Here is a 13,316-nt window from a genome sequence, read left to right as displayed (position 1 = left end):
ATCAGGTGGTCTGCCAGCGCGCCTCGGCGACCACGAGCTTGCGCGGGATGAGCTTGAGTTCGGTGAAAGTGTCCGCGATCTGCTGCTGATAGGCGAGCGTGGCCGCATCGATGGGCCGCACGCCGTAACCGGCGCGCTTGAGGGCCACTTCGAGCGTAGCGGTATCGAGCCCGACCAGCGGCGACAGTTGCGCGGCGACGGCCGGGATGTTGTCGCGCGCGAAGTTATCCACGGCGATCAGTTCGTCGAGCAGCGCGCGCACGGCCTGCGGCTGCGCATCGGCGAACTTGCGGGTCGCGATGTAGTACTGCACGTTGTCGACGAGATGCTCGCCGTTGGCGATCGTGCGCGCGTTCGCCTGACGTTCGATCGCGGCGAGGTACGGGTCCCAGATCACCCACGCATCGACGCTGCGGCTCGTGAACGCGGCGCGCGCGTCGGCGGGCGCGAGATAAACGGGCTGAATATCCTCGTACTTGAGATTGGCCTTTTGCAGCGCCTTCACGAGCAGATAGTGCACGTTCGAGCCTTTATTGAAGGCCACGCGTTTGCCGCGCAGATCGGCGACCGTGCGAATCGGCGAATCCTGCTGGACCACGATGGCCTCGCCCTTCGGCGCGGGCGGTTCGCTCGCGATATAAACGAAATCCACGCCGCCTGCCTGCGCGAAGATTGGCGGCGTTTCGCCGACCGTGCCCACATCGACAGCACCCGCATTAAGACCTTCGAGCAATTGCGGACCGCCGGGAAATTCAAGCCATTGCACCGAATAACCGAGCGGCGCGAGGCGCTTTTCGAGCGTGCCGCGCGCTTTCAATACGACGAAATTCCCGTACTTCTGAAAGCCGACGCGCAGCACCTTGTTGCCTTGCGCGCGTGCCGCGCCGCTTTGCAGCGCGAGCGCGGCGGCACCGCCGATGCCCGCGGCGGCGCGGATCGTGGCCAGCGTGGCCGCCCCCGCAGCGGCTTTCAGGAGTTGGCGGCGCGAGCCGCTGGCGCGGTGGCCGTCGTGTTGATCGTTCGACATCGTGTGGTCTGCCTTTGAATGACGCTATTCGAAAATGATTGCGCGCCCTGAACGTCCCATTCATCGCGCATGGTGTGTCACCTTAAATCCGTTTTAGCGTCGGCCTAACCAAGATATCGTCAGATGCTTATCTGCCGCTTTGCATATCGCATTGCACGCGGCATCGTCATAACGATGTGCGAATCCGTTATTGGAGCGCCGCGCGACGCGTCCTTATACTGCGGCCTCATCGTGGGTGAAGTGGCAGGCGGCAAACATGGCGGAATATTTCGACGCGGAGCACGCGCAGGCAGTGGCCGCGCTCGAAGCGCGCTTCGCGGCGCGCACCGAATGGCCCACGTGGCTGCTGATCGCGGGCGTGTACGGCGGCTGGTTCGCCACACTGTTGATGGTGCGCCATCACGTGCTCTCGCTGCTTGCCGCCGCGCCTTTGCTTGCGGTGTTGTGCGCGTGGCATATGTCGATGCAGCACGAATTGCTGCACGGCCACCCAACACAATATGCATTCCTGAATAAACTGCTGGGCTTCGCGCCGCTGACGATCTGGTTCCCTTACACGCTCTATCGCGACACGCATCTCGAACATCATCGCGACGAAGCGCTCACCTTGCCGGGCCTCGATCCCGAGACGAATTACGTCCCCGCCGAACAGTGGCAGCGCTGGCCCGCATGGCGGCGCGCGCTGTGGCATGCGCGCAAGCGCTTCGTAGGGAGAATGGTGGTGGACCCGCCGATGAGCGCCGCCGCCGTGCTCGTCGCGGCCTTCGACGCGCTGCGCACGCGCGATCGCCGTTATGCGCCGATGTGGATCGTGCATGCCGTGTGCGTCGTGGCGCTGCTGTTCGCGCTGCAGCGCTGGGCGGGCGTGCCGTGGTGGTTTTATCTGCTGGCCGTGACGTGGCCCGCGCTGTCGCTCGCGACCATCCGCTCGCTGTACGAGCATCGCGCCGTGCCGGACCCGAAGGCGCGCATTGCGATCAACGAGGCGGGCGCCGCCATGCGGCTGCTCTTTCTGAACAATAACTACCATCTCGTTCATCACGATCTGCCGTCGCTCGCGTGGTACAACCTGCCGCGCGCCTACCATTTGCGCCGCGCGGATTACGCGGACAAATGCGCGGACTTCGTGATTCGCGGCGGCTACGGCGAATTGCTGCGGCGCTACGCCTGGAAGGCCACCGACGCACCGGTGCATCCGTTCGGCAACGGCGTGGTCTGATTCAGTTCCCAGCCTGGCTCGCGTCTTACCCAAAAGATCGATATACATCGACGCGCGAGATTGATAGGCTGGAACCTATGGATTCTTTACTCACTTCCGCATCGCTGCGGCGCCTGCAGGTGTTTCTCGCCGTGTGCGAGACGCTGCACATGGCGCGCGCCGCCGAGCAACTCGGCGTGGCCCAGCCCGCGCTCAGCCAGCAGATCAAGGGCCTCGAAGAGGCGCTCGGTGTGCGCCTTTTCCATCGCCGCAAGCGCGGCATCGACCTGACCGCTGCGGGCGAGGCGTTCCGCGCCGAGGCGCAGAAACTGCTCGCGCTGCACGGTCACGCAATCGACGCGGTGCGGCGCACGGCGCGCGGCGAACTGGGCACGCTGGCCATCGGCTATGTTGCGTCGGCGATGTTCGAGCGCAGTTTTCCCGCGCAATTGCGGACTATGCGCGAGTCGCATCCGAACGTGGAACTGGAGTTGCGCGACGAGAATTTGCGCACGCTGTTCGCGGCGCTGGAGGCGGGCGAACTCGATGTGGCGCTGGTGCGCGCGCCCGTGCCCGCCGAGGCGCCGTTGCGCCATCGGGTGCATTCGAGTCAGGAACTGGTGGTGATCTTGCCGAAGCGTCATCCGCTCGCGGCGCTGGAGAAGATTCCGCTGGCGCGGCTTGCCACGGAGCCGATGGTGGGCTTTCCCGATCCCGATGATGTCGGGACGATGCGCGTCGTCACGGACCTCGCCGCGAAGGCGGGCGTGAAGCTGCAACCGAAGTGGAAAGTGTCGGACGTGGGCAGCATCGTCGGCCTCGTGGCCGCCGGGCTGGGATTCGGCATCGTGCCGCAGGAGATCGCGCGGCTCGCGGGTGCCGATATCGTCGCGCGTCCGCTTGCGGGACGCGCGGCGCGCGCCGAACTCTGGCTCGTCTGGCACGAGGCGCGTGAGACGCCCGCGCTGAGCCGGTTTTTGGCGATCGTCGGGAAAGGCCGCGTAGCGAAGGCCGCGGATTAACGCAGGCGTGGCGTCTTGCGCGGAAAGCGCGCACTGACGCCGCGCGCCGAATCATCAACGACCGGCGCGGTCACGTTGCGAACGTTGACCGCGCGATCGAACAGCGGGCAGGCGACGGCCTGCCTCGAAGCCTGGGCTTCTTCGCTTAGTAGCTGCGGCGCTGCGCTTCGGCGAGCAGTTCGCAGTATTCGAGGTGGCGATTCAGCGCCACGGTGCTCAGACGGCGTGCTGCTTCAAGAAATCGAGCCACATTCGACGAAATTGCAATAATCACTGCGCCCATGATGTCCTCGTTTTGGCTGTGGGTTTATACCTAAGGGTTATCCCTAATCATACGCCGTTCGCCCGAGAATGCAACGGCTCCAGTGTGTCTATTTGCAACACTCGGGTGTTTTCAAAGCCAAAAAGGGGCAAATCGTGGAGCCAGGCCGGCTGGGGACTATGCCAATCGGCGTAACGGTTACGGCTCCGGCTGGCGGCGCGCCGTGATCCCGCCCTGCAATCCAATATGCAGCTCCACGAGCCAGCGGCGCGGACAGTCGCCGTGCACGCGCACCGTCGCGCCGCTTGCGATTGCGCGTGGCTCGACAAAACCGCTGGCGCGCGCGTCGCGCCAGGCGTGCCGCGCGTCGGAGCGAATCCAGGCGCTCAACGCGGCGCAGGTCATGAAACAGAACAGCGTGGTGAGGCCGAGCGCGAGATCGGGATGACTGCCGCGCGCCACGAAGGCAAACGCGCAGGTGAGAATCGGATTGATCAGCAGGATCAGGACGACGAGGCGCGCGACCGCGCGCCGGCGAGGGGCCAAAGCGGGGCCGAGTCGGAGCAAATGGGGGGTACCGGTGTCGGGCATGGTGGATCGATACGAATTCGATATAGAGTCGGTGTCCGATGTATTAGCGGGATCATTGCAGCAGCGTGACGGGCGCGGTGCACAGTCGCCGGAGTTGCGCGAGCATGCCCCATTTGCGCAGAAAACCCAGACGGCTCGCGTCGACTACGACGATATCGGCGCTGGCCGTTTCCACGCACGCGGCAATGCTGCGCGCGGGCGGCCCGAACACGCTGCGGCGCGTGTACGGCACGCCTGCGTCGTCGAGAATCGCGCAAGTCTGCGCGAGCGCGGCGCTCGTCGAGCGGCGGTAGCGTTCGCGCAAAGCGTTCGGTGACCAGAATGCGGCGGCGCGGTCAGTCGTGGCATCGCCGAGCACTTCGACGACTTCGACTTCACTCACGCAACGTTCGGCGAACAGAAACGCGCTATGGCGCGCCGCTTCAGCGGCGCCGTGCCGGTCGAAGATGGGAATCAGCAGTTTGAGCACGAAGACCTCGTGGGAAAGCGGAACGCGGGCGATGCGGCGGGAAGGCGAGGCGGTGCGCTCAGTCGCGCACGAACACGAACGGGGCGAGCGCGGCCACGCAGAGCGCGAGGCCGGCGACGGCGGAACCGAGCGCGATGCACGTCGCGGCTGCGCCCACGCCGGTCAAGGCGACGGCGTCCAGACGCCGCCGACGCGTGCGTCGGCATTCGATTTCAGCCAGCGATGCGGAGCGCGAGTACGACGCTTTGAGCAAGGTGAAGACCGCCATGAATCCTCCATCGGCGCGCGAGGCGCGAAGGTTGCAGACGCTGCAACCATGGAGGAAATCGTAGCGGGCGCGCCGTAAAAACCGTGCAAAAAGTTGGGGCGGCCGTTATCAACGCGCCGTATCGAGGCGAGTTCAATCGACGCGAAAGAGAACGTTCACGCGCCGAACACGGCGCGCGCGACGTCGGCGGTAATCGGTTCGCGCATGCGTTCGATCAGATGCGTGGCGGCGTGCTCGTAGCCGCAGGCGAGCACGGCCTGCACGTGACCGAGTCGCGAATAGATCGCGCGAAAGCGTCCTTCGGCGAGACTGCCCGTGATGTCGAGGTCGTCCCACTGCGTGGCGTGGCCGAGATAGTCCACGCGCTGACCGAAATGCTCGGTCCAGAAGAAAGGCACGCCTTCGTAGCGGACCTCGCGTTCGAGCATGTTGAGCGCCGCGACGCGCGCGAGTTGCTGTGCCACGCGCCAGTGTTCGATGCGCGCGGTGCGCGCGAGGCCCGAGCCGTCGGCGAGTGGAAAGCGCGCGATATCGCCGGCGACGTAGACGCGCGGCGCGGCGCACATCGAGGCATCGACGCTCACGCCGCCGTCCTGATCGAGTTTGAGTCCGGCCAGCAGTTGCGTCGCGGGGCGCACGCCCACGCCTGCGATGACCGCGTGCACGGGCAATGTCGCGCCGTCGTCGAGCTGGATCGATTCGACGCGTTCGCGGCCGTCCAGACGCAGCGCCTTCGCGCGATGAAACACCACGCCGTGCGCCTCGTGCCATTCGCGAAACAGACTGCCGACGCGCGCACCCAGCGCGAGGCGCAGCGGCACGCCGCTCGGTGTGACGACGGTCACGCGCACGTCGCGCTTGCGCAGCGCCGACGCGGTTTCCAGCGAAATAAAGCTGTCGCCGAGCATGACGACGTGTTCGCCGGGCGCGGTCGCCTCAAAGATCGCTTTCGCGTCGAGCAGCGTGCGCAGCGTGAACACGCGCTCCAGTTCGGCGCCCGGCATGTCGGGCCGCCGCGCGGTTGAGCCGGTTGCCACCAGCGCGGCGTCGAATGCGGTTTCGCGGCCATCGGCGAGCGTGACGCGCTTGAGCGCCGTATCGAAACGCAGAACCTCGGTGTGCTCGATGCGCAGCCGCTTGTCGCGGGCCGTTTCCTCGGACAAAAGCGGCGGCACTTCGTCGGGCTTCATCTCGCCCGAGGGCACGTATTTGCTGAGGCAGGTGCGATCGTAGGGCGCTTCGGGTTCGGCGGCGAACACGGTCAGCTCGCCGTCGAAACCGTTGTCGAGCAGCGTGGCCACGGCTGACGCTGCCGCCGCGCCGCCGCCGATGATCGCGAAGCGCTGCGGCGAGCCGCGCCGTACCGCAGCAGCAGCGGGCGCGCCGGGCCGCAGATCGACGAACACACTCGACGATTCCACCTTGACGGGCCAGGTCTTCAAGCTCGCGAGCGCGGGCGGTTCGATCCACGCGCCGCTGTCGGCGGCGAACACGGCCTTGTGCCACGGGCAGACGATGCGCCCGTTGCAGAGCGCGCCTTCTTCGAGCGGCGCGCCCGCGTGCGGGCAATCCGCCTGAAATGCGCGCAGGCATTCGCCGTCGCGCACGAGCAGGACGGCTTCGTTTTCGACCTGCACGCGCGTCATGCCCGAAGCGGGCAATGCCGCCAGTTCCGCTGCCTTGATCCATGCATTCATGGCGCGCTCCTGCTTGAATGTGCCGAAGTTGCGAGCTTGGAGCGCAAGCGCCGTGCCGCCGCGAATCCCGGGGTTTCTGCGAACGGGCAGAGGCATGCTTCGTGCGGTGACGGTCACGAGCGTGTGATCGAACGTGGATCGACACGTTTCGCCGATCTACTGTCTGGGTAGATCGTCCATCACTATTTAATCAGGAGTCCAATCCATGACGATGACGAAGAAGACACTCGCGGTTGCGATCGTCGCGGCCATGACGGCGGTTTCGGGCGCTGCATACGCGCAAGGCAACGGCGGCGGCAGCAGCAGCAGTAGCGGCACCGGTTCGCAAGGTGCGGGCGGCAGCGACGCCAATAGTTCGACGCAAAACATGAATATGGATCAGAGCCAGCCTGCCTCATCGGCTCATGCGACGACAAAGCATCACAGCACGAAGAAGCACCACGCGAAGAAGCCCATGAACGACAGCACGAATACGCCGGGCGCCGATGCCAGCAGCGATTCGAAGGGCCAGTAAGCAGGCAATAAGCGGCCTATAAGTATTCGGGCATTCGTTGAAACACCGTGCGCGAGCGGCCCGTAAGGGCCGTTCCCGCTTAAAGCGGGGTCGTAAAATAATTTCCGGATTCAGGCCTCATGCCGAAAAAAATTCAGAAATAAATACCGAATAAATGAGGGAATTAACGAACTGGAACATTTTTAAGTTTGATTTAAGAAACCCTCGTTAGCCTCGACCCTTTCGCCCATCGGCGCCGCCTTGGTTGCCGATGTCAATTCGAAAGTCGCGCGTCACGCGCGTGGCTTTTCGCCAGCATTCCGTATCCAGCAGATGCCCAAACTCGTCTTGTCGACATCTCCGGGATTCGCGGGTAAAGCGTTCATCGTCGCTGCCATTGGCACGCTCAGCACCGCGTGGCTCATGCACGAAGCGCCCACGCAAAGCGCCGACGTTTCGCTGCACGCATCCGACGAAATCCCGGCTCATGCCACGCGCGACCGCGCGTCCACGCCGCCCGCCGCACAAGCGGCCCAGGCCGCTTCCGCAGTCCCGCCCGCCGCGCCGGCTTATCGCGTCGAAACGGCCCAAGTCACGCACAGCTTTTCCGAAGCGGCGAGCAAGCTGGGCATCGATGCCGCGACGGCCGCGCAACTGGCGCGCGCGCTCGCGGGCCGGATCGATTTCCGCCGCGATCTGCATCCGGGCAGCGAAGTGCGCTTTGTGTTTCGCAACGACGCGCAAGCCGACGCGAACACGCAGGCGGGCGCGCAAGGTAATGCGCAGACGAATGCACAGCTGAATACGCAAACCGGCGCTGCAACCGCCGCTTCCGCGACCACGACCGCGAACGCAGACGACGATCTGCCGCTCGCCGTGCGCATCTCCACCGGCAAGACCTCGCACGATCTGTTCCTCTATCGCAATCTCGACGGCAAGGCGTTCTATTACGGCGCCGATGGTCAATCGAACGCGCCGTCGTTCGCGCGCTATCCGCTCGATTACACGCGCGTCTCGTCGTCGTTTTCACCGCATCGGCTCGATCCCGTCACGCATCGCTGGGCGGCGCACGACGGCGTCGATCTCGCCGCGCCCGCGGGCACGCCCGTGCACGCGACCGCGCGCGGCACGGTGACGTTTGCAGGCTGGGAAACCGGCTACGGTCGCGTCATCAAGATCAAGAACTCCGGCGACTATTCGACGACTTTCGCGCATCTCTCGCGTTTCGCGAAATCGCTGCGCGCGGGCGCGCAGGTGCGCGAAGGGCAGGTGATCGGCTATGTCGGTTCGACGGGCTGGGCCACGGGGCCGCATCTGCATTACGAGGTGCACGTCGATCACGTGCCGAAGAATCCGCTCACGGTTGCGCTGCCGAAACGCTCGGGCATGAGCGCGGAAGAAAAGGAACATTTCGCAGAGCAGGTCGCGCAGTTCGAGCCGTTGCTCTGAACGGCGCGCGGCGGTCGAAGCGATGTCGAATCGATCCGCCGCCGTATTGCCGCCGTATTGCCGCCGTATTGCCGCCGTATTGCCGCCGTATCCCCGCCGTATCCCCGCCGTATTCCTGGTGTCAGGTTAATGGACTAGAGTGCGTGAGCACGCACGTGCGTTGTCGTCCCGTTGTCGTCCGTTACTGTCCGTTCTCGTCCCCGTGGGAGCCAGGTCATGACCGAACACAGGCAGCACCCTTCGTCCGTGGTGTCCTTCAAGAGTGCCCACGATTTCGATACGACCATCGCGCAACTGAAAAAGGCGCTCGACGGTGTAGGCGCGGCCGTGTTCGCCGATGTGGACCAGCGCGAGGCGGCGGCGCTCGCCGGCCTCGAGTTGCGTCCCACGCGGCTCATTCTGTTCGGCAACCCGAAGGCGGGCACGCCGATCATGGCGGCCAATCCGCACGCGGCGCTCGAATTGCCGCTGCGTCTCGTGGTCTGGCAGGACGACGAGGGCCACGCAATCGTCGATTACCGCGACGTTGCGCAGACGCTGGGTCCGCTCTACGCCATCTCACCCGAACTGCTCGCGCCGATCCAGCGCGTGGCGAGCTTGCTCCAGGCCGCCGTGCAGTGACGAACGTCGCGCGCCATCGCCCCTGAAATAAGAGGCGAAGGACGTGCGCGAGCGTTCATCGGGTTTCGCGCTTCCTGATCGGAAAGCGCGCGCCTCACTGACCAAAAAATATATCGCACTGCGAACGAGGCCAGCACGGCTTGACGGTGCGCTGACCGGCCGCGCTGCGCGTGTCGGTCGTGCCGCCGTACGACATGTCGGTGGCGGCCTGGGCCGACGCGTTGGCGTCGTCGATCAGGGCGCGATGAGCGGTGTCCTGCGAAACAGGCTCGTCTTTCGCGAGTGACGTGCCGGGCATGCCGGCCGCCACGGCGCACACGCATGCGGCGCATATCGCCAATCGGATTTTCATTTCGACACTCCTTCTTCATGCGCCGCCGCACAACTCGGTGCAGGACGGCGCGCGCGCACGGCACGCGCCACCGCGCCGTGCGCATTCAGGTGGAGTCGGGATGCCGGCACAACGCCAGGGCTGCCGAACGTGTTAGCTGACTGCCTACACCGTCGCGCCCTCGCCAGGCGGGAGGGCGGCGCAGCGCGGCGCGGCGCAAGATGAAGGCAAAAGCGAGGCAAAAGCGGGCGCGCAGAGAACGTCCGCGCTGCACTTTCTGTTATAGCGCGCGCACGCGAGAGTGCAAAACCGGGCCCCTTTCCGTATTTCGCTAATCCTTCCCATTTCTTTCGGCATTGAAATGTAGTGAAAGCTTAAGGAAATTGAATGGTCGCTGTCACGTCATGTTGTGGTGTTGTAATTCGCTCGCCCTGATGTCTGGCGCATTAACCCGGTGAAACCTGATTGACGCGCAAGCATGGCCACACGTATTCGACGCGTCGAACAGGACTCAGAAAACCAACTCGAAAAATCGATGGAGCCCACAAAAATGTACCGCCGAGCATTACTCGCCGTGCCGTGCGTCGGCCTGGCCGCCGCACTGTTCGCGTGCGGCAGCAGCAATTCGAATCCGACTTCGACGACCGCGTCGCAGTCCGCTCAAGACGCGCTCACGACCGCTACGCCGATCAAGCACCTCGTGGTGATCTACGGCGAGAACGTCTCGTTCGATCACTACTTCGCGACCTATCCGAGCGCGACGAACCCGTCGGGCGAGCCGGCGTTTTCGGCGGCTTCGGGCACGCCGACGGTCAACGGCCTGTCGGGCACGCTGCTCACGTCGAACCCGAACTTCACGAACACCGCCAACGGCACGGACGCGGCCAACCCGTTCCGTCTCGACCGCACGCAGGCCGCCACGGCCGACCAGAACCACGCCTATACGGCCGAGCAGCAGGCCGGCGACAACGGCGCGCTCGACCTGTTCCCGAAGTACACGGGTAACGGCACGAGCGGCGGCGCAGGCGCCTTCGGCACGAAGGGCCAGGTGATGGGCTTCTACGACGGCAACACCGTCACAGCGCTCTGGAACTACGCGCAGAAGTACGCGATGAGCGACAACGCATGGACGACGACCTACGGTCCGTCGACGCCGGGCGCGCTCGAAGTCGTGTCGGGCCAGACCAACGGCCTCGAACTCGTGAACACGTCGAAGCAGCCGGCCACGGCCACGACCTCGTCGTACTACATTCAGGACGGTGCGGGCGGCTTCACGATGATCAACGACGTCGATCCGGGCTACGACACCTGCTCGAGCACGACCGACTCCGGCATGATCAACGCGCAGAACATCGGCGACCTGCTGAACGCGCAGAAGATCACGTGGGGCGGCTTCATGGGCGGCTTCAACCTGCAGACGGTGAACTCGAACGGCACGACGGGCTGCAAGCGCAGCACGATCGCGACGGCGGTGAACGCGGCGACGAGCGACTACATCCCGCACCACAACTGGTTCCAGTACTTCAAGTCGACGTCGAACCCGCAGCATCTGCGCCCGAGCTCGACGGCCGCGATCGGCAGCACGCTCGAAGCGGACGGCAAGACGGCCGATCCGGCGAACCACCAGTACGACACGGATGACTTCTTCGCTGCGGTGAAGGCGGGCAACTATCCGTCGGTGAGCTTCCTGAAGGCGCCGGCCGCGCAAGACGCGCACGCAGGCTACTCGGATCCGCTCGACGAGCAGGCGTTCGTCACGAAGGTCGTGAACTTCCTGATGCAGCAGCCGGACTGGAAGAACACCGCCGTGGTCGTGACCTATGACGACTCGGACGGCTGGTACGACCACCAGTACATGGCGCCGGTGCATTCGTCGCTCGCCAGCGCCGACCAGCTCAACGGCAGCGCCGTGTGCGGCACGGGCACGCAGCCGACGGGTGTGAACGGCGCGCCGGTCAACGGCCGCTGCGGTCCGGGCACGCGCATTCCGTTCCTCGTGATCTCGCCGTGGGCGAAGACGAACTACGTCGACCACACGTTCATCGATCAGGCTTCGGTGGTGCGTTTCATCGAAGACAACTGGCTCGGCGGCGCGCGTCTCGGCGGCGGTTCGTACGATGCAGCCGCGGGCGACCTGCGCGGCATGCTCAACACGACCGGCACGGCTGTCACGTCGCCCCTGTATCTCGACGAGACGCTCGGCACGCAGCTGAGCGCCGCGCCGGCGATGTAAATCGAGCGGTGGCGCGAGGCCGGCGTTGTGCAGGCCTCGCGCCGTGTTTGCCCGCCATCGACGGCTTTCGATGACGATCGATGACGAGATGACTATCGCTGACCCGCTTGCCGTGCATGCGCTCCCGTAGCGCTCACGGCAATTCGGCTTTTCAGCGCCAACACGAAAAAACGCATCATGTCCGAGCTTTCCGCATCGCCCACTCCGTCTTCTCCTTCGCCCAAATCCCGTGCGCCTGCGCGTCCCGTGCGCCTCGTGCTGCGCGCCGCCGCCGCCGTGCTGGTCGCCGGCCTGGGCTTCTGCGCCTATGCGGTGGCGTTTCCCGCGCACGTGCCCGAGGCGGTCGGCGAAGTCGTCGAGAATCTCACCGGCGCGAATCCGCATCCTGTCGTGTTGCAGCGTCCGCCGGTCGCGCCGCTCTCGGCGATGGCGCAACTCGGCAAGCAACTGTTCTTCGATCCCTCGCTCTCGGGCTCGGGTCAGCAGTCCTGCGCCTCGTGCCATAGCCCCGATCACGCGTACGGCCCGCCCAACGCGCTCGACGTGCAAAAGGGCGGTCTCGCGATGACGCAGCAGGGCTACCGCCCGCCGCCTTCGCTGATGTATCTGTATCGCCAGCCGAATTTCAGCATCGGTCCCGATGCCGGCGAGAACGACGATGCGCCCACGGTGCAGCAGCAGGCGTCCGCCTCGGCGAATGTGGTGAAGTCGCAGAAGACCGCGGGCGGTCCGTCGACCTCGGTGGAAATGGTGCCGCAGGGCGGTCTGTTCTGGGACGGCCGCGCCGACACGCTGCAGCAGCAGGCCTATGGCCCGCTGCTCAATCCGGTGGAAATGGCGAACAAGGATGTGGACAGCGTTGCGCAGAAATTGCAGCAAGCGCCTTACGCGAAGCACTTCAACGAATTGTTCGGATCCCGAATCTTCGATAACCCGAAGATGGCGGTCTCGGAAGCGATGTTCGCGATCTCGCGCTATCAGGTGGAAGATCCGTCGTTCCATCCGTATAACAGCAAGTACGACCGCTGGCTCGAAGGGCACGCGCGTCTCTCGCAGGCCGAGCTGCACGGGCTGCGTCTGTTCAACGACCCGGACAAGGCGAACTGCGCGGGCTGCCACCTTTCGAAGCCCGGCAAGGACGGCCTGCCGCCGATGTTCACCGACTACCAGTACGAAGCGCTCGGCGTGCCGCGCAACCGCAATCTCGCGCAGAATCAGGACCCGAAGTTCTACGATCTCGGCGTGTGCGGGCCGTTCCGTTCCGACATGAAGGCCCAGCAGCAATATTGCGGCATGTTCCTCACGCCCACGCTGCGCAACGCGGCCACGCGCACGGTGTTCTTCCACAACGGCATCTATCACGACCTCGACCGCGTGATGGCGTTCTACAACGAGCGCAATACCGACCCCGGCAAGTTCTATCCGCACGGCGCCGACGGCAAGATCGATAAATACGACGATCTGCCGGCGGATCTGCAGAAGAATGTCGACGTTGCCGATGCGCCGTTCGACCGCAAGTTCGGCGACAAACCGGCCATGACCGCGGACGATATTCACGACATCATCGCGTTCCTCAAAACGCTCAACGACGATCCGGCGCCTTCGCACTGATCCACGCGACGTCGCGCGATAACGCGCAACGTATTCAAGGCGCG

General features: G+C 64.9%; 13 protein-coding genes and 1 pseudogene. 7 read left to right on the top strand and 7 right to left on the bottom strand.

The genetic code is table 11. The annotated features are described in order from the left end of the window. Position 1: 1 nt before the first annotated feature. Positions 2 to 1,027 (bottom strand): sulfonate ABC transporter substrate-binding protein, encoded by a 1,026-nt coding sequence (locus LDO54_RS15075; protein WP_224011489.1) that lies wholly within the window; start codon positions 1,025 to 1,027, stop codon positions 2 to 4. 190 nt (positions 1,028 to 1,217) lie between these two features. Between LDO54_RS15075 and LDO54_RS15070 the strand changes: the two are divergent. Continuing rightward, a pseudogene (locus tag LDO54_RS15070) lies at positions 1,218 to 2,228 on the top strand (fatty acid desaturase); the annotation flags it as partial. Between the two features lie 95 nt (positions 2,229 to 2,323). Next, positions 2,324 to 3,247: a LysR substrate-binding domain-containing protein gene (locus LDO54_RS15065; protein WP_224011488.1), complete on the top strand. Its 924-nt coding sequence runs from the start codon at positions 2,324 to 2,326 to the stop codon at positions 3,245 to 3,247. Between the two features lie 145 nt (positions 3,248 to 3,392). Here LDO54_RS15065 and LDO54_RS15060 read toward each other — a convergent pair whose 3' ends face one another. The 5 genes from LDO54_RS15060 to LDO54_RS15040 all read right to left on the bottom strand — a co-directional run bounded on the left by LDO54_RS15060 (position 3,393) and on the right by LDO54_RS15040 (position 6,534). After that, complete coding sequence (locus LDO54_RS15060; protein ID WP_224011487.1) at positions 3,393 to 3,530, bottom strand: hypothetical protein; 138 nt, start codon at positions 3,528 to 3,530, stop codon at positions 3,393 to 3,395. A 177-nt stretch (positions 3,531 to 3,707) separates the two neighbouring features. Beyond that, a complete protein-coding gene (locus LDO54_RS15055) occupies positions 3,708 to 4,055 on the bottom strand; it encodes a hypothetical protein (RefSeq protein ID WP_224011486.1) in 348 nt (115 codons plus the stop codon). Positions 4,056 to 4,152: 97 nt separating this feature from the next. After that, entirely contained in the window at positions 4,153 to 4,569 is a 417-nt protein-coding gene (locus LDO54_RS15050) for a universal stress protein (RefSeq protein WP_224011485.1), read from the bottom strand. Between the two features lie 58 nt (positions 4,570 to 4,627). Further along, complete coding sequence (locus LDO54_RS15045; RefSeq protein ID WP_224011484.1) at positions 4,628 to 4,837, bottom strand: hypothetical protein; 210 nt, start codon at positions 4,835 to 4,837, stop codon at positions 4,628 to 4,630. Positions 4,838 to 4,992: 155 nt separating this feature from the next. Further along, a complete protein-coding gene (locus LDO54_RS15040) occupies positions 4,993 to 6,534 on the bottom strand; it encodes an FAD-dependent oxidoreductase (protein WP_224011483.1) in 1,542 nt (513 codons plus the stop codon). 205 nt (positions 6,535 to 6,739) lie between these two features. Here LDO54_RS15040 and LDO54_RS15035 point away from each other — a divergent pair, with 205 nt between their 5' ends. The 3 genes from LDO54_RS15035 to LDO54_RS15025 all read left to right on the top strand — a co-directional run bounded on the left by LDO54_RS15035 (position 6,740) and on the right by LDO54_RS15025 (position 9,097). Next, the gene (locus LDO54_RS15035; protein WP_224011482.1) at positions 6,740 to 7,048 is read left to right on the top strand and encodes a hypothetical protein; all 309 of its coding nucleotides are present in this window, start codon (positions 6,740 to 6,742) and stop codon (positions 7,046 to 7,048) included. 327 nt (positions 7,049 to 7,375) lie between these two features. Then, the gene (locus LDO54_RS15030; protein ID WP_224011481.1) at positions 7,376 to 8,476 is read left to right on the top strand and encodes a peptidoglycan DD-metalloendopeptidase family protein; all 1,101 of its coding nucleotides are present in this window, start codon (positions 7,376 to 7,378) and stop codon (positions 8,474 to 8,476) included. A gap of 216 nt (positions 8,477 to 8,692) precedes the next feature. Next, positions 8,693 to 9,097 carry a DUF302 domain-containing protein gene (locus LDO54_RS15025; protein WP_224011480.1) on the top strand — a complete coding sequence of 135 codons (405 nt, stop codon included), beginning with the start codon at positions 8,693 to 8,695 and terminating at the stop codon, positions 9,095 to 9,097. Between the two features lie 94 nt (positions 9,098 to 9,191). Here the strand turns inward: LDO54_RS15025 and LDO54_RS15020 are convergent, their stop codons facing one another. Beyond that, positions 9,192 to 9,449, bottom strand: coding sequence for a hypothetical protein (locus LDO54_RS15020; protein WP_224011479.1), 258 nt, complete (start codon positions 9,447 to 9,449; stop codon positions 9,192 to 9,194). Between the two features lie 529 nt (positions 9,450 to 9,978). Between LDO54_RS15020 and LDO54_RS15015 the strand changes: the two genes are divergently transcribed. Together LDO54_RS15015 and LDO54_RS15010 are read left to right on the top strand one after the other, a co-directional pair. Next, positions 9,979 to 11,661, top strand: coding sequence for a phospholipase C (locus LDO54_RS15015; RefSeq protein WP_224011540.1), 1,683 nt, complete (start codon positions 9,979 to 9,981; stop codon positions 11,659 to 11,661). Between the two features lie 177 nt (positions 11,662 to 11,838). Continuing rightward, positions 11,839 to 13,272 carry a cytochrome-c peroxidase gene (locus tag LDO54_RS15010; protein WP_224011478.1) on the top strand — a complete coding sequence of 478 codons (1,434 nt, stop codon included), beginning with the start codon at positions 11,839 to 11,841 and terminating at the stop codon, positions 13,270 to 13,272. The last annotated feature ends 44 nt before the right edge of the window (positions 13,273 to 13,316 follow it).

The sequence above is a fragment of the Paraburkholderia tropica genome (assembly GCF_914484835.1).
Taxonomy (GTDB): Bacteria; Pseudomonadota; Gammaproteobacteria; order Burkholderiales; family Burkholderiaceae; genus Paraburkholderia; species Paraburkholderia tropica_A.
The sequence above is the reverse complement of the archived record's forward strand: the minus strand, read 5'-3'. Positions and strand labels throughout refer to the sequence as shown.